Origin of the sequence: Pseudonocardia halophobica, from assembly GCF_027922425.1 — a bacterium.
GTDB classification, from domain to species: Bacteria; Actinomycetota; Actinomycetes; order Mycobacteriales; family Pseudonocardiaceae; genus Pseudonocardia; species Pseudonocardia halophobica.
Genome location: NZ_BSFQ01000014.1, coordinates 92,212 through 110,125 on the forward strand (window position 1 = coordinate 92,212; position 17,914 = coordinate 110,125).

Annotated in this window: 20 protein-coding genes; 8 read left to right on the plus strand and 12 right to left on the minus strand. The window is 73.0% G+C overall.

Annotated features, from left to right (window positions below):
• The first annotated feature begins 48 nt into the window (after positions 1-48).
• The 6 genes from PKE99_RS17995 (at position 49) to PKE99_RS18020 (ending at position 6,143) form a co-directional block, all read left to right on the plus strand.
• On the plus strand, positions 49-1,281 hold the full coding sequence (locus PKE99_RS17995) for an ABC transporter substrate-binding protein (protein WP_037048120.1): 1,233 nt from the start codon (positions 49-51) through the stop codon (positions 1,279-1,281).
• Positions 1,282-1,343: 62 nt separating this feature from the next.
• Entirely contained in the window at positions 1,344-3,338 is a 1,995-nt protein-coding gene (locus PKE99_RS18000) for an ABC transporter permease (RefSeq protein ID WP_037048118.1), read from the plus strand.
• The gene (locus PKE99_RS18005; protein ID WP_037048116.1) at positions 3,331-4,107 is read left to right on the plus strand and encodes an ABC transporter ATP-binding protein; all 777 of its coding nucleotides are present in this window, start codon (positions 3,331-3,333) and stop codon (positions 4,105-4,107) included. The genes PKE99_RS18000 and PKE99_RS18005 overlap by 8 nt, the downstream gene beginning before the upstream one ends.
• Positions 4,100-4,843: an ABC transporter ATP-binding protein gene (locus tag PKE99_RS18010; RefSeq protein ID WP_037048112.1), complete on the plus strand. Its 744-nt coding sequence runs from the start codon at positions 4,100-4,102 to the stop codon at positions 4,841-4,843. Before PKE99_RS18005 ends, PKE99_RS18010 begins: the two co-directional genes overlap by 8 nt.
• Complete coding sequence (locus tag PKE99_RS18015; protein WP_051737714.1) at positions 4,840-5,682, plus strand: alpha/beta fold hydrolase; 843 nt, start codon at positions 4,840-4,842, stop codon at positions 5,680-5,682. Before PKE99_RS18010 ends, PKE99_RS18015 begins: the two co-directional genes overlap by 4 nt.
• Positions 5,683-5,723: 41 nt before the next feature.
• Positions 5,724-6,143 (plus strand): MaoC family dehydratase, encoded by a 420-nt coding sequence (locus PKE99_RS18020; protein WP_269323030.1) that lies wholly within the window; start codon positions 5,724-5,726, stop codon positions 6,141-6,143.
• 386 nt (positions 6,144-6,529) lie between these two features.
• Here PKE99_RS18020 and PKE99_RS18025 read toward each other — a convergent pair whose 3' ends face one another.
• Positions 6,530-6,691, minus strand: a complete 162-nt coding sequence (locus tag PKE99_RS18025) for a hypothetical protein (protein ID WP_156067719.1) — start codon at positions 6,689-6,691, stop codon at positions 6,530-6,532.
• 144 nt (positions 6,692-6,835) lie between these two features.
• Between PKE99_RS18025 and PKE99_RS18030 the strand changes: the two genes are divergently transcribed.
• Positions 6,836-7,357: an Hsp20/alpha crystallin family protein gene (locus PKE99_RS18030; protein WP_037048110.1), complete on the plus strand. Its 522-nt coding sequence runs from the start codon at positions 6,836-6,838 to the stop codon at positions 7,355-7,357.
• 84 nt (positions 7,358-7,441) lie between these two features.
• On the opposite strand, the gene PKE99_RS18035 is transcribed toward PKE99_RS18030, so the two are convergent.
• From PKE99_RS18035 to PKE99_RS18075, 9 genes are all read right to left on the minus strand, one after another.
• Positions 7,442-8,152, minus strand: coding sequence for a GntR family transcriptional regulator (locus PKE99_RS18035; RefSeq protein ID WP_063739805.1), 711 nt, complete (start codon positions 8,150-8,152; stop codon positions 7,442-7,444).
• A gap of 92 nt (positions 8,153-8,244) precedes the next feature.
• Positions 8,245-9,027 carry a carboxymuconolactone decarboxylase family protein gene (locus tag PKE99_RS18040; RefSeq protein WP_037048106.1) on the minus strand — a complete coding sequence of 261 codons (783 nt, stop codon included), beginning with the start codon at positions 9,025-9,027 and terminating at the stop codon, positions 8,245-8,247.
• On the minus strand, positions 9,024-9,908 hold the full coding sequence (locus PKE99_RS18045) for an NAD(P)-dependent oxidoreductase (RefSeq protein WP_037048104.1): 885 nt from the start codon (positions 9,906-9,908) through the stop codon (positions 9,024-9,026). The genes PKE99_RS18040 and PKE99_RS18045 overlap by 4 nt, the downstream gene beginning before the upstream one ends.
• On the minus strand, positions 9,901-10,317 hold the full coding sequence (locus PKE99_RS18050) for a carboxymuconolactone decarboxylase family protein (RefSeq protein WP_037048102.1): 417 nt from the start codon (positions 10,315-10,317) through the stop codon (positions 9,901-9,903). Before PKE99_RS18050 ends, PKE99_RS18045 begins: the two co-directional genes overlap by 8 nt.
• The gene (locus tag PKE99_RS18055) at positions 10,314-10,718 is read right to left on the minus strand and encodes a cupin domain-containing protein (protein ID WP_037048099.1); all 405 of its coding nucleotides are present in this window, start codon (positions 10,716-10,718) and stop codon (positions 10,314-10,316) included. The genes PKE99_RS18050 and PKE99_RS18055 overlap by 4 nt, the downstream gene beginning before the upstream one ends.
• 3 nt (positions 10,719-10,721) lie before the next feature.
• Positions 10,722-11,618: an NAD(P)-dependent oxidoreductase gene (locus PKE99_RS18060; RefSeq protein WP_231498286.1), complete on the minus strand. Its 897-nt coding sequence runs from the start codon at positions 11,616-11,618 to the stop codon at positions 10,722-10,724.
• On the minus strand, positions 11,615-12,484 hold the full coding sequence (locus PKE99_RS18065; RefSeq protein WP_051737712.1) for an SDR family NAD(P)-dependent oxidoreductase: 870 nt from the start codon (positions 12,482-12,484) through the stop codon (positions 11,615-11,617). Before PKE99_RS18065 ends, PKE99_RS18060 begins: the two co-directional genes overlap by 4 nt.
• Complete coding sequence (locus PKE99_RS18070) at positions 12,481-13,296, minus strand: N-acyl homoserine lactonase family protein (RefSeq protein WP_051737711.1); 816 nt, start codon at positions 13,294-13,296, stop codon at positions 12,481-12,483. Before PKE99_RS18070 ends, PKE99_RS18065 begins: the two co-directional genes overlap by 4 nt.
• Positions 13,296-14,660 carry an MFS transporter gene (locus PKE99_RS18075; protein ID WP_081924322.1) on the minus strand — a complete coding sequence of 455 codons (1,365 nt, stop codon included), beginning with the start codon at positions 14,658-14,660 and terminating at the stop codon, positions 13,296-13,298. The genes PKE99_RS18070 and PKE99_RS18075 overlap by 1 nt, the downstream gene beginning before the upstream one ends.
• A gap of 179 nt (positions 14,661-14,839) precedes the next feature.
• Here PKE99_RS18075 and PKE99_RS18080 point away from each other — a divergent pair, with 179 nt between their 5' ends.
• A complete protein-coding gene (locus PKE99_RS18080) occupies positions 14,840-16,102 on the plus strand; it encodes an alpha/beta fold hydrolase (RefSeq protein ID WP_197040712.1) in 1,263 nt (420 codons plus the stop codon).
• Here the strand turns inward: PKE99_RS18080 and PKE99_RS18085 are convergent.
• A complete protein-coding gene (locus tag PKE99_RS18085; RefSeq protein ID WP_037048096.1) occupies positions 16,092-16,442 on the minus strand; it encodes a universal stress protein in 351 nt (116 codons plus the stop codon). The genes PKE99_RS18080 and PKE99_RS18085 overlap by 11 nt on opposite strands.
• Positions 16,439-17,881, minus strand: a complete 1,443-nt coding sequence (locus PKE99_RS18090) for a sugar porter family MFS transporter (RefSeq protein WP_051737710.1) — start codon at positions 17,879-17,881, stop codon at positions 16,439-16,441. The genes PKE99_RS18085 and PKE99_RS18090 overlap by 4 nt, the downstream gene beginning before the upstream one ends.
• Positions 17,882-17,914: the final 33 nt, after the last annotated feature.

Genomic DNA, 17,914 nt, shown 5'->3' on the forward strand with positions numbered 1-17,914 from the left:
CACTCCCCCGATGAACCCAGCGTGTCCCGCCGAAAGGGATGGATCTCGATGAAGAGAACGCTCGCCGCCGTCGCGTCCGCCGCGGCCGTGGCCCTCGCACTCGCCGGCTGCAGCTCCGGCGAGGGCTCCTCCGACGCCTCCGGCGGCCTCACGGGCGAGCCCGTGGTCGTCGGCGTCCTCGCCCCGATGGACGGCGCCACCGCCTACCCGCAGACCGGCTACGGCGCCCAGGCGGCCGAGCGGTACGTCAACGAGAAGCTGGGCGGCATCAACGGCAGGCCGCTGAAGATCGACCTGTGCGCCGGCGACGGCAGCCCCGAGACCGCGGTCAACTGCGCGAACCAGTTCGTCACCGAGAACGTCGTCGCGGTGTTCGACGCCTACGACGGCTCGGTCGGCGGTGCGGTCCCGGTGCTCACCGCGGCCAAGATCCCGATCATCGGCGAGCTCGGCGCCACCGCGGTGGTCGACTCGCTCCCCTGGGGCCAGTCCTTCTACTTCTCCGGCCCGCTGGAGACCAGCGCGCTGGGCATGGTCACGATCCTCGACCAGATCGGCAAGAAGAACGCCTCGCTGGCCGTCACCGACGGTCCGCCGAGCCACGGCTACGTGGACAAGCTGGTCATGCCCGCGGCGAAGAACCTCGGCATGAACGTCACGCCGCTCTACGTGCCCGGCAACAACATGAACTTCAACGTCATGGCCGCCACCGAGCTGTCCACCAACCCGGACGTCGCGGGCATCATCGCCCTGACCGAGGACGGCTGCACCGGCCTGTTCAAGGCGCTGCGCGCGCAGGGCTACGACGGCACGATCTTCGCGGGCTCCTGCTCGCAGTTCATCGCGGAGATGAAGGCGGACGCCGCGGGCGCGATCGTCCAGCCGCGGGTCTGGGTGCCGGCGTCGAAGGCGAACGCCCCGGCCGAGGTCCAGCAGCAGCTGGACGACTTCGCCACCTCCATGGAGGAGATCGACCGCGGCGACCAGCAGTCCGCCCGCTCGCTGTACTCCTTCGCGGGCATGGTCAACCTGGCGAACGTCCTCAAGGGCGTCCAGGGCGAGATCAACCCCGACACCGTCACCACGGCGATGAAGAACGTCAAGGACATGCCGACGTTCGCGGGCCCGAAGGTGACCTGCGACGGCCAGCAGTGGGCGAACCGGCCGGCCTCCTGCAGCCACGAGGCGATCTTCTTCGAGGTCCAGCCGGACGGCTCGATGAAGCCGGTCGACCCGAACGGCTTCATCGCCCTCGACCCGTCGAAGATGAGCGCCGCCTAGCCGGCCCCGGGCGGATCCCCTGTCGCACAGGGGATCCGCCCTCCCTCTGAGGAAGGATTCCCGTGGGGACGATCCTGCAGTTCGTGGTCCTCGGTCTGGGGCTGGGTGCGATCTACATCGGCCTCGGCACCGGCCTCCTGCTGGTGCACCGCGCCACCGGCATCATCAACTTCGCCCAGGGCGCCATGGCGATGTGGGGCGCCTTCGTCTTCGCCCAGCTCCGGCTGGACGGCACGCTGGTCTTCCCGATCGGCTCGATCGAGCTCGAGCGCCGCCCGCCGGTCGCGGTCGCCGCCCTGATCGGCCTGGCGACGGCGTTCCTGCTCGGCCTGCTCGTGCACTACGTGATCTTCCGCCCGGTGCGCCACGCCCCGGTGCTGGCCCAGGTGGTCGTGTCCGTCGCGGTGATGATCACCCTCCAGGCCCTGGTGGTGCTGCGGTTCGGCCCGAACAACATCGACGTCGACTCGCTGATCCCCGAGGACTCGTTCACCCTGCTCGGCGCGGACATCCCGACCCGCGAGCTCGTCATGGCCGCGATCATGGTGCTGCTCGCCGCCGCGGTCTGGGCCTACCTGCGCTTCACCCGCGCCGGCGTCGCCACCCGTGCGGCGTCGGAGAACGAGCGCGCCGCGGTGCTGATGGGCTTCTCGCCCGACCGGCTGGCCGCCGTCGCGCAGGTCGTCGCGATCATGCTCGGCACGGTCGCCGTCATGCTGGGCAGCTCGCTGACCGGCCTCAACGCGGACAACTACACCCTGCTCGTGGTCCCGGCCCTGGCGGTGCTGCTCGTCGCCCGCATGGAGTCGATCGCGATCGTGGTCGTCGCCGCGCTGCTGATGGGCGCCTTCCAGTCGCTGATCAACCTGCTGATCACCAAGCCGTTCTGGCCGCAGTGGGCGCAGTCCGGCCTCGACCAGGTCGTCCCGTTCGCGGTCGTCATGGTCATCCTGTTCGTGCAGGGCAAGCGGCTGCCGTCCCGCGGCTCGCTGCAGACCGTCCGGCTGCCGGACGTGTCCATCCCGAAGTTCAAGCCGATCCCGGCCGTGATCATGCTGGTGGTGGGTGTCGCGGCGCTCTCCTTCACGCAGGGCACGTGGCGGTTCGGCGTCACCACGTCGATCATCGTGATGTTGCTGGCGCTGTCCTACGTGGTGCTCACCGGGTACCTCGGCCAGATCTCGCTGGCGCAGGGCGCGTTCGCCGGCGCCGCCGGGTTCTGCCTGTCGAAGGTCACCACGAACTGGGGCATCCCGTTCCCGATCTCGCTGATCCTCTGCGCGCTCGTCGCGACGGGGCTCGGCATGCTGGTGGCGCTGCCCGCCTTCCGGATCCGCGGGGCGCAGCTCGCGATCGTCACGATCGCGGCGGCGCTGGCCATCGAGCGGTTCGTGTTCAACAACTACACACTGAGCCCGCCCGAGGGGAACCCGATCGCGGACGCCACGCTGTTCGGGCTCAACCTGGGCGTGCGCGAGGGCCGTGACCTGGCCCGGATCTCGTTCTCCGTCATGGTGCTCGTCATCGCCGCGATCCTCGTGTGGATGTTCATCCGGGTCGCCTCGGGCGACACCGGCCGGGCGTTCCTCGCGGTGCGCGCCAACGAGCGCGCGGCGGCGTCCAGCGGCATCGACGTCCGCAAGACCAAGCTGATCGGCTTCGCCATCTCGGCGTTCATCGCCGGCATCGCGGGCTGTCTGATCGGCTTCAGCCGCGGCCAGCTGTCCGCGGAGTCGTTCAGCGTGTTCGCCGGGCTCCAGGTGCTCGCCGTGGCCTACCTCGGCGGCATCACGAGCGTGGGCGGCGCGATCGTGGCCGGCGTCCTCGGCCCGCTCGGCATCGTCTACACGCTGCTGCGCGGTGTGTTCGACCTCGGCGAGTACTACGCGCTGATCTCCGGCCTCGGCCTGATCATCACCGCCCTGCTCAACCCGGTCGGCATCGCGGGCGCCACCCGCGAGCAGGTCGCCTGGGTCAAACGGAAACTCTCGCGCTCGGGGCCACCACCGTCCACGGTGCCCGAGGCGCCGGCGCCGAAGGAGCCGTCCCGTGTCTGAGCCCGTGTCCGACAAGGGACTGCACACGCGCGACCTGACGGTCCGCTACGGCGGCCTGGTCGCCAACGACTCGGTGACCATCGACGTGGAGCCGGGCAAGGTCGTCGGGCTGATCGGCCCGAACGGCGCGGGGAAGACGACCTTCGTCGACGCCGTCACCGGGTTCACCGCCTGCGAGGGCGAGATCCTGCTCGACGGCACCCGCATCGACGCGCTGCCCCCGCACGAGCGGCGCACCGCCGGGCTGTCCCGGACCTGGCAGTCCGGCGAGCTCTTCGGCAACCTGTCCGTCGCCGAGAACCTGCTGGTCGCGGCGCGGGCGGGAGGGTGGCGCACGCTGGTGCGGGACATCTTCGTCCCGCGCCGGAAGAAGAGCGACGACGTGGTCGCCCGTGCGCTCGACGTCGTCGGGCTGGGGGACGTGGCGGACACCCTCGCCCGGGACCTCTCGCTCGGCCAGCAGAAGCTGGTCGGCGTGGCCCGCGCGCTGGCGGGCGGGGCCGAGGTCCTGCTGCTCGACGAGCCCGCCGCGGGCCTGGACTCGATGGAGAGCCAGTCCTTCGCGGGCCGCATCCGGTCGATTGCGGACTCCGGCCCCGGCGTGCTGCTGATCGACCACGACATGTCCCTGGTCCTGGGCGTCTGCGACACGGTGACGGTGCTGGAGTTCGGCAAGCAGATCTTCACCGGCACCCCGGCGGAGGCCCGGACCGACCCGACGGTGGTGGCGGCCTACCTGGGCGCCCCCGTGGAGGCCACCCATGCCTGACACGCTCCTGGAGACCGAGGACCTGGCCGCCGGCTACAACGGCGTGCCGGCGATCCGCGGGCTCTCCCTGTCCGTCGGCCCGGGCGAGGTCGTCGCGCTGCTCGGGCCCAACGGCGCCGGCAAGACGACGTCGCTGCTCGCCATGGTCGGGCTCGTCCCGCTGCTCGGCGGCGAGGTCCGCGTGCTCGGTGCCCCGCTCGGCCGGCGCAAGCCCCACCAGATCGCCCGGTCCGGGGTGCTGCTGGTGCCCGACGACCGCGGGATCTTCTACGGCCTCACCGTCCGCGAGCACCTGCGGCTGGCCGGCCGCAAGGCCGACCCGGAGCGCGAGGCGCAGGTCCTCGACCGGTTCCCGGTGCTGCGGAACCTGGACTCGCGGCGCGCCGGGCTGATGTCCGGCGGCGAGCAGCAGATGCTGGCCATCGCCAAGGCGCTGCTGGCCCGGCCGAAGGTGTTGATCATCGACGAGATGAGCCTCGGGCTGGCGCCGAAGATCGTGCAGGAGATGCTGCCGGCGATCCGGGACCTCGCCAAGGAGGACGGCATCGGGCTCGTGCTGGTCGAGCAGCACATCGAGCTGGCGCTGTCGATCGCCGACCGGGGCGTGATCCTCAACCACGGGCGCGTCGTCCTCACCGGGGCGGCGGGCGACCTGCTCCGCGACCGGCACCTCGTCGAGGCGGCCTACTTCGGCGCGGACCAGTTCGCCGACACGGAGGGCACGCTCGCCGGATGACCGCCGTCCTCGGCCCGGCGACCGCCACCGCGGCCGACGGGGTGCCGATCGCCTACCGCCGCCGGCCCGGTCCCGGCACGGTACCGCTGGTGCTGGTCCACGGGACGTCCGCGCACGCGGGCTGGTGGGAGCACCTGCTGCCCGCGCTGCCGGAGCGGTTCGCCGTGGTGAGCATGGACCTCGCCGGGCACGGCGACTCCGGGCGACGCGCCGTGTACGACCTGGACTCCTGGTCCGGCGACGTCCTGGCCGTCGTCCGGGAGGCCTTCGGCGGGCCGGCGGTGCTGGTCGGGCACAGCGTCGGCGGGCTCGTGGTGGCCGGGGCGGCGGTGCTCGACCCGGCCGCCTCGGCCGGCACGGTGCTCGTCGACTCGATCGTCGTCGACGGCTCCCCGGCCGAGGCCCCGGAGTGGCGCCCGCCGCGGGCCACGCGGATCTTCGCCGACCTCGACGAGGTGGCCGCCCGGTTCCGGCTCACCCCGCCGCAGCCGGAGGCCGATCCGGGCGTGCTGCGCGCGATCGCCGAGGGCTCGGTGCGGCCGGTGCCGGGCGGCTACGCCTGGAAGGTCGACCCGCTGATCTTCGGCGCGGTCGGCAGGCCGGGCATGTGCACGCGGCTGCCCGACCTGCCCGGCCCCGTCGCCGTCGTCCGCGGCGAGCTGTCGGTGCTGGTCCCGCCCTCGGCGGGGGCCGACCTCGCCGCGCTGACCGGGCGCCCGGTGCCGCAGTTCGACGTCCCCGGCGCCCACCACCACCTGATGATCGACCACCCCGTCGAGCTGGCCGCGGCGCTGCGCGAGGCGCTCGCCGTCGTCGCGCCCGACCGTCCGAGGAGCTGAGTGCCCTGACCGCCTTCGCCGCCGTCCCCGACCTGCTCGCCGTGGCCCCCGGCACCGAGCTGGGCCACAGCTCCTGGCGCGTGGTCGAGCAGCCGCGGATCGACACCTTCGCCGACGCGACGGACGACCACCAGTGGATCCACGTCGACCGCTCGCGCGCCGCCGACGGGCCCTACGGCACCACGATCGCGCACGGCATGCTGACGTTGTCGCTGGTTCCCACCATGATCGGTGAGGTCGCCACGGTTCCCTCCGCGACCTTCGGCCTCAACTACGGCTTCGACAAGGTCCGCTTCACCGCCCCTGTCCCCGCCGGCTCCCGCGTCCGCGCCGCCGTCAGCGTGGTCGGCGCCGACCCGGTGCCGGGCGGGGCCAAGGTGACCTTCCGCGCCGTCGTCGAACTGGAGGGCTCGGACCGCCCCGCCTGCGTCGCCGACATGATCATCATCTGGATGGAGTAGCGCCGGCACGGGTAGACCTCGGCGACGACGGTCGCTCCGGTGGAGCGGCGCCGCCCCACCGGAAGGATCCGCCGTGCCCCCGATCCTGCATCCGCCCGCCGCCCGCGACGGGTCCTGCCGCAGCCACCGCTTCGTCGCCCCCGATCCGCGGGGCTGGCGGTCGGTCGCGTTGATCGAGTGGGAGCTCACGGCCCAGGAGTGGGTCGACCGGCACCCGCACGACGAGTTCAACTACGTCCTCGAGGGCACCCTCGTGGTGGAGTGCGACGGCGTGACGGTCGAGGCCCCGCAACGATCACGTGAGCCCGTTGCGGTGCAGGAGCCGCGTCAGCGCGGTCGACGCACCACGACTCGCGCCGCGTCGTCGCTCCCGCCCGGGTTGAGGCTCACCCCTCGGCGAACGGCTCTCCGCACCGCCAGCACCGGTCCGGTGGAGCCGCGGGGTCGTCGGTGGGCATGGCGCCGCAGGTGGGGCACAGGCGATGCAGCCAGCAGACCGGATCGCCCGCGTCGGAGCGCTCGTCCTTCTCCGCGTCGGAACCGCTCACCGCTCTCCTTCCGGATCGTTCCTCGAGGTGTCACCAGTGTGACGCGAACTACTCCTCGGCACCGGGAATTGAGTCGAACCGGCTCAGGTTTACTCAGTCAGACGCTGCAAACCCCGCCAGCGACCAGCATCGAGGAGACACACGATGAGCACCCTGATCCCGCGCCGCGACCCCTTCTTCGCCGACTTCGACGCCCTCGTCCGGCGCGCCTTCGGCCCCTCCCCCGTGCGCTTCGCGCGCCCGGAGAGCGGCTTCACCCCGGCCGCCGACGTGACCCGCGACGGCGCCGACGCCCTGGTCTCCCTGGAGGTCCCGGGCCTCGACCCCGCCACCGACGTCCACGTGGACGTCGAGGAGGGCCGCCTCGTCGTGCACGGCGAGCGCCGTGACGAGCGGAACGAGGAGAGCGAGGGCCGCCGGGTCCGCGAGGTCCGCTACGGCTCCTTCCGCCGCAGCTTCGCCCTCCCCCAGCACGTCACCGCCGACGCGGTGAGCGCCTCCTACGAGGCCGGCGTGCTGAAGGTCCGCGTGGCCGGCGCCTACGCCGAGCCGCGGAAGCCGGGCGTGACCAGCATCCCGGTGCAGGTCCCGACCGCCGGGCTGCCCGCGCAGGAGTCCCCCGAGGCCTCCCCGGAGAGCGCCGAGAAGGGCCCCGAGCAGGAGTGACCCGGTCGGCCGGGGATCCCGGCCGACGGACGACGACGGCACCCCGCCCGACGGACGGGGTGCCGTTCCGCTGTCGGTGAGCCGCTACGACCCGGCCCGGCCCACCCCGTCGAGGGCGGCGAGGCCGGTCGCGGCGGCGTGCTCGAGGTGCTCGATGCAGAGCCGTTCGGCGGAGGCGACGTCGCGCGCGGTGATTGCGTCGACCAGGGCTCGCATCTCCACCGCCATCTGGGCCGCACGGCCGGGCTGCGACATGGACGTGGCGCGCAGCAGCCGGACCCGCGCCTGCACCCCGCCGAGGATCTGTTCGATCGTCGGGCTGGCGGCCCCGGCGAGCAGCTCGGTGTAGAAGAGGTCCTTGTCGCGCAGCAGCCGGTGCATGTCCGCGCCCGCCTCGACGTCCTGCTCCAGCGCGGTGACGGTGGCCCGGAGCCGGTCGTGGTGCGCGGCGTTCGCCCGCTCGATGAACCGGCGCACGGTGAGCGCCTCCAGCGAGGCCCGCACCGCGTAGAGGTCGCGGGCCTCGTCGGCCGAGGGCTTGTAGACCATCGCCCCCTTCTGCGGCACGGTGACGACGAGCCCTTCGGCGGCCAGCTCGCGCAACGCCTCGCGGATCGTCGCGCGGGACACGCCGGTCTGCTCGATCAGCTCGCGCTCCACGAGCCGCTGCCCCGGCTGCAGCTCGAACTCGAGGATCGCGGTGCGCAGCCCGTCGATGACCTGCTCGCGCAGGGGCGCGGCGATCCGGCCGACCCGGATCCCGCGGAAGGTGCCCGTCTCCTCACCTGCCGTCACCAGGCGCACAGTAGTCGGACCCGCGCCGCTGCCGGGCCGCCGTAGCGCGTTCCCGCGCTCCGCGGCGGCCCGGGCACCGGAGCCGGCCGGTGTCACCCCGACCCGCTCTCCTGCTCGGCGACGACCGAGGCGAGGATCGGCGCCGCCGTCGTGGCCGCGTGGATGCCGATCACGCTGACGATCGACAGCACCTCCATCAGCTCGTCCTGCGTGGCACCGAGGCGCACGGCGTTGCGCAGGTGCAGCTTGAGCCCCGGGACGTAGAGGTGGGTGGCCGCGGCGTCGAAGGCGACGTAGATCATCTCCTTGACCTTCGGCTCCAGCGTGCCGGTCTTCCACGGCACCGAGGAGAACTCCACGTAGGCCTCGAACAGGTCCGGGGCGAGCTCGAGGATCCCCTCCCAGAACTCGTGCCAGTAGCCGCGGTTGGCGGTGAACTCGGCCTTGAGCCTCTCCCGCCGCTCGTCCAGCGGCGCCGGCCCGGTGCGGACGCCCTCCTCCTCGAGCACCTCGAGCAGCAGCGGCACCCCGATGTTGCAGGCGTGGATGCCGAGCGTGCTGGTCAGCTCCAGCACCTCCATGATCTCGGCCGGGGTGGCCCCGTGCCGCAGCGCGGCCGCGACGTGCTGACGGATGCCGGGCTCGTACAGGTGCGTCGCCGCGGCGTCGGCGGCGATGTAGACGAACTCCTTGACCTTCGGCTCGAGGTGCGACGCAGCGGTCCACGGCACGCTCGAGAAGCGCAGGTAGGCCTCGAGGAACGCGGGATCCAGCTCGAGGATCCGCTGCCACGGCTCGCCCCAGGTGCCGCGGACCCGCACGAACTCGTCCTTGACCCGCTGCTGCTCCGTCGTGAGGGTCTCGGTCGCGGTCACTGGTCCTCCTCCGGCCGCTCCCGCAGCCATCGTGCGATCTCGGTGTGGTCGGCCTCCGGCCCGAGCGTCCCGACGGCGCGGCTCCAGAGGGCGAGCGTGCGCTCGGCGTGGCCGCGTGGTGCGTCGACGGCCTCGGCCAGGCCGAGCGCGATCCGCAGGTCCTTGACCATCAAGCCGGCCGTGAAGCCGGAGCCGTAGGTGCCGGGGACGATGTGCGTGGGCCATTTGGTCTCCGTGGACCCGCTGCGGCCGCTGGAGCCGTTGATCGCCTCGAGCATGGCCGTGGCGTCGAGCCCGAACCGCTCCCCCGCGAGGATCGCCTCGGACGTCGCGAGCAGGTGCGAGGCGGAGAGCAGGTTGTTGAGCGCCTTGAGCGCGTGCCCCGCGCCCGTCCCGCCGACGTGGCGGACCCGGCCCATCAGCGCCAGCAGCGGGGTGAGCCGCTGCGCGGCGTCGTCGGGTCCGCCGACCATGATCGTCAACGTGCCGGCCTCGGCCCCGGCCACGCCCCCGGACACCGGCGCGTCGACGAGCGTGGCGCCGCGCTCGGCGACCCGCTCGGCCAGCGCGCGGGTCCGGAGCGGCTCCGACGTGCTCATGTCCACGAGCAGGGTGCCGGGCGCGAGGGCGTCGAGCAGGCCGCCGTCGACGACCTTCTCCACGATCCCGGAGTCCGGCAGCATCAGGACGACGACGGGTGCGCCCTCGGCCGCGGCCGCGGCGCTCGGCACGGGGGTGAGGACGTCCGCGAGCCCCTCGGCCACGCCGGGCGCGGCGTCGTGCCCGCGCACCGCCACTCCCCCGGCCGCGAGCCGCCGCACCATCGGCGTACCCATCCGGCCCAGCCCGACGAAGCCGACCCGGTCGAACGTCTCACCCATGGCCGTTCCCCGACACGTCGACGGACTCGGCGGCGATCTCCCGCAGCACCCGCTCGGCCACCCGGAAGGCCTCGAGCGCCGCCGGGGCCCCGCAGTACCCCGCGGTCTGCAGCAACGCCTCCTGGATCTCGGTCTCGGTGCAGCCGTTGGTCACCGCGCCGCGGACGTGCACGGCGAGCTCGTGGCCGCGGTTGAGCGCCGTGAGCATCACCAGGTTGAGCAGGCTGCGGGTGCGCCGGTCGAGTCCCGGCCGGCTCCACAGCTCGCCCCAGACGTTCTGCGTGACGTACTCCTGGACCGGCCGCGAGAAGTCGCTGACCCCCTGCAGCGAGCGGTCCACGTGGGCGTCGCCGAGCACCTCGCGGCGGATGCCGAGGCCCCGCTCGTACCGGTCGTCCCCGCCGCTCATCGGGCCACCTCCACGGCCGCGAGGTAGTCCCCCTCGGCGACCTCCTCGAGCCACGTCGTCGGCCCGATCGAGAAGGCGAGATGGGTCATCACCGTGTCCGCGGTCCCGCCGTGCCAGTGCTGCTCGCCGGGCGGCACCCACACCACGTCGCCGGCCCGGACGACCTGCGGCTCCTCCCCGCGGGGACAGACCCAGCCCATCCCCGCCGTGACGACGAGCAGCTGGCCGCCGGTGTGGTGGTGCCAGTACGTGCGCGCGCCCGGCGTGAAGGTCACCGAGTTCAGCGTGTTGTGCTCCGCCGTGGTCGGCAGCACCGGGTCGCCCCAGACCGTGCCGGTGAAGGTCTCGGTCCGGTTCTGGGTCGGTGTGGTGTCAGGGGCCCGGCCCCGAACGATCTGCACTGGTCATCCTTCCTGGTCGTGCACTCGTACCCCGCCGGCGACGTCGCCGAGTGCGTCGACGACGCGGTTGCTGATCAGGTCGCCGTAGCCGAGGTTCTCCGCGAGCCCGAAGCTGGCCAGCGGGCCCGCGGCGTTCAGGGTGGGAACGCCGAGCCGGCCCGCCAGGTCGACGTAGAGCGCGACGTCCTTGGTCATGAGCCTGCTCGTCAGGCCGCCCTCGAGGTAGTCGCCGCGGACGATCGCGGGGAACCGGTTCGTGGTCGCGAAGTTGACGCCGCTGCTCGAGTTGATCACCTCGAGCAGCTGCGGCAGGTCCAGCCCGGCCTTGCGGCCCGCGACCATCACCTCGGCGGAGGCCGCGAGGCTGACGGCGTTGAGGAAGTTGTTGAGCAGCTTGGCCGTGTGCCCGGTACCGGACGGCCCCATGTGGTGCACGGTCGCCGCGATCGGCGCGAGGACGGTCCCGAGCTCGGCGAGCGCGCCCGGGTCGCCCCCGGCCATGATCGTCAGACTGCCCTTCTCCGCGGCGGCGGCGCCCCCGGAGATGCCGGCGTCGAGATAGCGCACGCCGCGCGCGAGGGCCTCGTCGTGCAGGGTCCGGGTGGACGCCGGCGACGCGGTGGAGAGGTCGACGATCGTGGTCCCCTCACCGGCCACCGCCAGCACCGCCCGCACCACGGGCTCCACGACGTGGCTGTCCGGCAACGACAGCAGCAGGACCCGGGCCCGCCGCGCCACCTCGGCCGGATCGGCCGCGGGCTCCGCACCGACCGCCTCGGCCCGTCCCGCCACCGGGTCGTGCCCGACGACGGTGAACCCGGCGTCGACGAGCCGCCGCACCATCCGGCCGCCCATGTTGCCGAGACCGATCATCCCGACCGTGTCCACCGTGTCCGTCACGCCCGGCTCCCTTCCCGTGCTCCTGCCCGCAACCGGGCGTCGACCGGCCCGGTGTCCCACGCGCCCGCCCCGCCCGACGGTCGCACCGTGCTGACCGCCGCCGCCCCGCCGTCGACGGAGACGACCTCGGCCGTGAGGTACGACGCCCCGTCGCCGAGCAGGAAGGCCACCACCGACGCGATCTCCTCGGGCGTGCCCGGCCGGCGCAGCGGTGTGGTCGCCGCCCGGCGGGCCATGTCCCCTCCCCCGCCCGGCCCGTCGCCGGAGGCCGCGAACAGCGCGGTCGGCACGATCCCGGGCGCGACGGCGTTGACGCGGACCCCGAGCGGGCCGCCGTAGACCGCGGCCCCGCGCAGCAGGCCCAGCACGCCGTGCTTCGACGCCTGGTAGGCCAGCAGGTCGTCGCTGCCGCGCAGCGACGCGATGGACGCCGTCAGCACGATCGCGCCGCCCGAGCCCTGTGCCTCGAACCGACGGAACGCCGCGCGGAGGCCGAGGAACGTGCCGCGCAGGTTCACGGCCACCACCCGGTCGAAGTCCTCGACCGTGAGATCGGGGAGCCGGACCAGCGGCCCCGGGATGCCCGCGTTGAGGTGGTACCGGTCGATCCTGCCGAACGCCTCGACACCCGCGGCGACGGCCGCGTCGACGTCGGCCTCGCTCGCGACGTCACCGGGCACGCACACGGCCGCACCGGGCAGCCCGGCCGCGACCTTCTCGAGTCCCGCGGCGTCGAGGTCGGTGAGCACGAGCCGCGCCCCGCGCTCGGCCAGCATCCGCGCACTCGCCGCGCCGAGGGCGCCCGCGGCGCCGGTGACCAGCACGACCGCGTCGGCGAGGCCGTCGCCCGTGAGGGTGGCGGTCATGCCGTGCCCTCCCCCGGTGCGACCCGGACGACCAGATCGGCGAGCTCCGGGGCCAGCCCGGGCACGCGGCCCGGGAACCGTTCCGGGACCGCGGCGTCGTGCCCGGCGACCAGCACCCGGCCGGGATCCTCGGTCATCTCCCGGAGCAGGTCGAAGCCCCGGTACATGTCCGCGAGGTCGGCCACGACGAAGAACGGCCGGTCGCGCTCGAGCTCCTCGTAGAGGTGGAGCGCGTCCGCGGCGAGCACGACGGCGCCCCCGGTCGTCGCGACCTGCGCGACCAGCTGCCCCGGCGTGTGGCCGCCGACCACCACCAGCTCGAACCCCGGTGCCAGGTCGAGCGTGTCCTCGACGAGCCGGACCCGCCCGTCGGCGGCGGCCTTGGCGAGCAGGCCCAGCTCGTCGGGCTCGGTGGAGTGGGCGAACTGCAGCCGGCCGGCGTACGGGCCGGTCCAGAACTCCAGCTCGCGGCGGGCGAGCACGATCTCGGCCTCCGGGAACTGGTCGAGGTTGCCGATGTGGTCGTAGTGGGCGTGGGTCACCACGAGCCGGTCGACGGTCGAGGGGTCGATCCCCAGGCCGCGCAGCGCCTCCACCGGGTCCACGAGCATCGTCCGGCGCCGGCGGGCCCCGGCCGCGGCGCCGAAGCCGCAGTCGACCACGGTCGTCCGCCCGCCGCCGCGGACGACCCAGAAGAAGTAGTCCATCGGCATCTCGGCGTCGGGCTCGCCGTAGACGTGGTGGTTGAGGAAGATCTCCGACCGGCGCGTGGTGCGGGTCCCGTAGCGCACCGCGAGGACCTCGTGGGCCATCACGCCGCCTTCGTGAAGTCGACGTCCTTCGTCTCCGGGCCCGCCGCGGCGCCCACCGCCCCGAGGACCCCGCCGATCCCCAGCAGCAGCGCCGCGGCGACGGCCGCCGACACGACCTGGTTCAGCCCCGCGTAGAAGAAGGCGTAGAAGGACGGGATGATCACCGACGCGCTGAAGCCGAGGCCGAACGCCGACGCCCGGACGTCGGTGTGGAAGCGCTCGTTGATGTAGGGCAGGACCACGCCCCACGGCGCCGTGACCAGCACGGAGAACACGCAGACGAGGAGCACGATCGCGCCGTACGACAGGTGGGTCCCGTTCATCAGCAGCGCCATCAGCGTCGACCCGCCCACCGCGATGAGCACGCCGAGGACGACGAAGAACCTCCGGCGGCCGATCCGCTGGGCGATCACGCCGGAGCCGATGTAGCTGACGACCAGGCAGGCGTAGGCGATCAGCAGCGCCGTGGTGAGCTGGCTCCCGCTGAGCTTCAGCACCGTGTGCAGCACGGTGGTCGGCAGGAACAGCGTGACCATGTTCTGGGTCAGCCAGAACCCGGTCATCATCGCGAAGACCTGCAGGAAGCTGCGGCCGCTGGGACCGGTGAAGAGGTTCTTCAGCGGCGCGGACTTCTTCTCCGACGCCTCCCAGATCTCGGACTCCGAGACGTAGCGCACGTAGTACAGCACCAGCACGCCGGCCAGGAGCGCGCCGAGGACGAACGGGATGCGCCAGCCCCACACCGCGTAGGGCGAGTCCGGCCCGGCCAGCGGGAAGAGCGCGAACGACGCCATCCCGACGAGGTTGATCACGATGTAGGCCAGCGGGAAGGCGGCGAGGATGACCCCGCCCAGCAGGCCGCGCTTGTGCTTCGGCGCGTACTCCATCGCCAGCGGCAGCGCGCCCGTGTACCCGCCGCCGAGGCAGATCCCGTCGAGGAAGCGCAGCAGGATCAGCAGCCAGTAGGAGGCGATCCCGATCGTGGCGTAGCCCGGGACGAAGGCGATGAGCAACGTGATCACCCCGAACCCGCCGACCGAGGTGATGGTGGCCCGGCGGCGACCCACCCGGTCCGCCAGCCCGCCGAAGATCGCCGCCCCGATCGGCCGGCCGATGAGGGTCGTGGCGAACACGAGCGAGGTCAGGATCGCGGAGAGACCCGCGGTCATGCCCGCCGGCTGGAAGTAGATCAGGGCCGGGGTGAGGATCACCGTCGGCAGGTAGATGTCGAACATGTCGACGAACTCGGCGAAGAACGCCCCGCGGGTCGCCGACCGGCGCTTCGCCGCCCGCTCCGGCGTCTCGACCTCGCCGGGGTATCCGGTCGGCACGGCCTTGCCCACCGTCTTGTCACTGCCCGTCATCGCGCAGTCCCATCTCGTCGCACCGCTGTGGTCGGCACTTCCTGATTGTCAGTTCGTCTGACAATCTCTGGCCGGACCGTAGCCGCACTCCTGCGGCGCAGTCAACGGCTGCTCGTCTGATCCGGCCGATTGCGAGGAGCGGGTTCCCTCGATTGTCAGACGGACTTGCGATCCGCCGCGTGACTCTTCTCCGCGACGACGACGTCGCCCGCGCCCTCGACCCCACCCTCCTGCGCGGGCTGCCGCCCTGCCACCCGTGGTCGGCACTCCTCGAGATCGGCGACCGCCGGATCGGCGTGCGAGTCCGCGACGGGGCGCTCGCGGTCACCGAGGGCGACGACGTCAACGCCAGCTGGGACTTCTCCTTCGCCGTCACGGCCGAGGAGTGGGAGCAGTTCTGCGCCTCGCCGCCGCGGGGGATGACCTCGGCGCAGGCGCTCGTCGCGACCGGTGGGGCGGAGCGGGTGCGGGGCAGCCGGGAGGTCTGGGCGCGCGCCGCGCCCGCCCTCGACCGGATTGTCGACGCCCTGCGGGACAGCGCCCGGTCGGCGACCCCGCGGCGCCCGGACCCTCGCCCGCCCCGGCCGGGGTTGAGCCCGATCGAGGGGCGCTACCTGCACGTCGAGGTGGAGGGTGAGCTGCAGCGCATCCACGTCGAGTCCGCGGGCTCGGGCGTGCCGCTGCTCTGCCTGCACACCGCCGGTGCCGACTCCCGGCAGTTCCGGTACCTGCTCGAGGACCCGGACCTCACGGCGCAGTTCCGCGTGGTCGCGTTCGACATGCCCTGGCACGGGCGCTCGGATCCGCCCGCGGACTGGCGCAGCCGCCGCTACGCGCTCACGACGCGGACCTACGCGGCGACGATCCTCGCCGTGGCCGACGCGCTGGAACTGGACGAGCCGGTGCTGCTCGGCTGCTCGATGGGCGGGGCGATCGCGCTCTACCTCGCGAGCACGTGCGGCGAGCGGTGGCGGGCGGTGTGCGCCCTCGAAGGCGGGCTCGGCAAACCGGGGCGCTTCGTGGAGTGGACGAACCGCGCCGACGTCGACCACTCGGGGTTCCTGACCAGCTGGGTCGGCGGACTGATCGCGCCGGGCAGCCCGACGGGGCCGCGCGAGCAGACGCTGTGGGGCTACGCCCAGTCCGGCCCGGGCGTCTACCAGGGCGACACGTACTTCTACTCGCGCGACCTGCCGGAGCACGCCGCGGACCTCGGGCCGGCGGGGTGCCCCCTCTACGTGTTCAGCGGCGAGTACGACTACTCCGCGACCACCGAGATGAGCCGGGCCGCCGCGGAGCAGCTCGGCGGTGAGCTCGTCGTCATGCCCGGACGGGGGCACTTCCCCATGTCCGAGGACCCGGAGGGGTTCGCCGACCACCTGCGCCCGGTGCTGGACCGGATCCTGGCCGGCGAACCCGCCCGGACCTCGTTCAGCGCTTGACGGCGAGCACCGGGACCTCGGCCTCCAGCAGCAGGCGCTGGGAGAGGCTGCCGAGGAGGGCCTTGCCGATCGGGGTGCGCTTCTTCATCCCGATCACGAGCAGGTCGACCTTGCCCTCGTACTCGTCGAGGGCGGCGAGCACGCAGTCGGCGAGGTCGGCGTGCCCGGTGCGCTCGCGGACCGTGATGGGCAGGTCGCTGGGCATCCCGACGACGTCGAGCGGGTCGAGCGCGAGGTTCAGCACGAGCAGGTCCGTGTCCCGCAGCCGCGTCTCGTCGATCGCCGCCGAGAGGGCCGTCCGGCCCTCCGGCGAGTCGGGAACCGCCACCATCACCGTCATCGCGTCACCTCCGCCGTCGCCGCCGGGTCGCCCGCCTGCTTGAACTCGCGCTCGAGCTGTTCCAGGGTCCGCCCCTTGGTCTCCGGCACGATCGCCTTCGCCACCAGCATGGCGCACACGCCGAGGCCGGCGAACAGGAAGAAGGTCGCGGAGATCCCGATGCCCGCCACCAGGATCGGGAACAGCAGGCCGACCAGGAAGTTCACGATCCACAGCATCAGCCCGCACACGCCCATGCCGAGGCCGCGCAGCTTGAGCGGGAAGATCTCCGACAGCATCAGCCAGGTCACCGGGGAGATCGCGCCCTGCTGGAAGGCCAGGAAGGTCACCGTCAGCGCCAGGACGACGGACGCGCGGCCGACCCCCTCGGGCAGCACCAGCGAGAACACGCCGACGAGCAGCAGCGCCGAGAAGGTGCCGATCTGACCGACGATCAGCATGGGCCGGCGCGGCACCCGGCCGAGCAGCCAGATGCCGACGAACGTGGCCAGCACCGAGATCACGCCGTTGGCGATGTTCGCGATCAGCGCGCCGTCCCGGTCGAAGCCGGACTCGGTGAGGATCTGCGTGCCGTAGTACATGATCGAGTTCACGCCGGTGATCTGCTGCATGACGGCGATCGCCAGCCCGACGACCACGATGCGGCGGATCCACGGCACGGCGAGGTCGCGCCAGCCGGCGGTCTGCGCGGCCCGGTCCTCCTCGGCCAGCGCGCGCACCTCGGCGAGCTCGGCCTCCGCGCGCTTCGCGTCGCGCACCTGCTGCAGCACGGCGAGCGCCTCGCCGAACCGGCCGCGCGAGGCGAGCCAGCGCGGGCTCTCGGGCATCGCCAGCATGCCGACCCACAGCGCGACCGCGGGCAGCGTGGCGATCACGAGCATCCAGCGCCAGACTCCGCCGGCCTCGCCCCAGATGCCGCCGATCACGGCGTTGCAGATGAACGCGAGCAGCTGCCCGCTCACGATCATGAGCTCGTTCTGCGTGACGAGGCGGCCGCGCCGCTCGGCGGGCGAGACCTCCGAGAGGTAGGCGATCACGGTGACGGACGCGCCGCCGACGGCGAGGCCGAGGATCACCCGGCCGAGCACCATCACGCCGACACCCGGGGCGAACGTGCAGATCAGGGTGCCGACGGCGAACAGCACCGCCAGCCAGAGGATCATCGTGCGGCGGCCGCGGCGGTCGGAGATGCGCCCGCCGAGGAAGGCGCCGAGGGCCGCGCCGAGGAGCAGGGAGCTCGTGACGACGCCCTCGGTGGCCGGGGTCAGGCCCAGGTCGTCCGTCATGTACGGCAGGGCGCCGTTGATCACGCCCGTGTCGTAGCCGAAGAGCAGGCCGCCGAAGGTGGCGACGACGGTGAGGAGCGTGAGCCGCCGGTTGTGCGGGCCGGGGGTCGGGGTCGTCGGGACCGCCGGCACCGCGTCGTGCGTGGGGGACAAGGGGATCCTTCGCGAGGGGACGGTGCCGCGAGG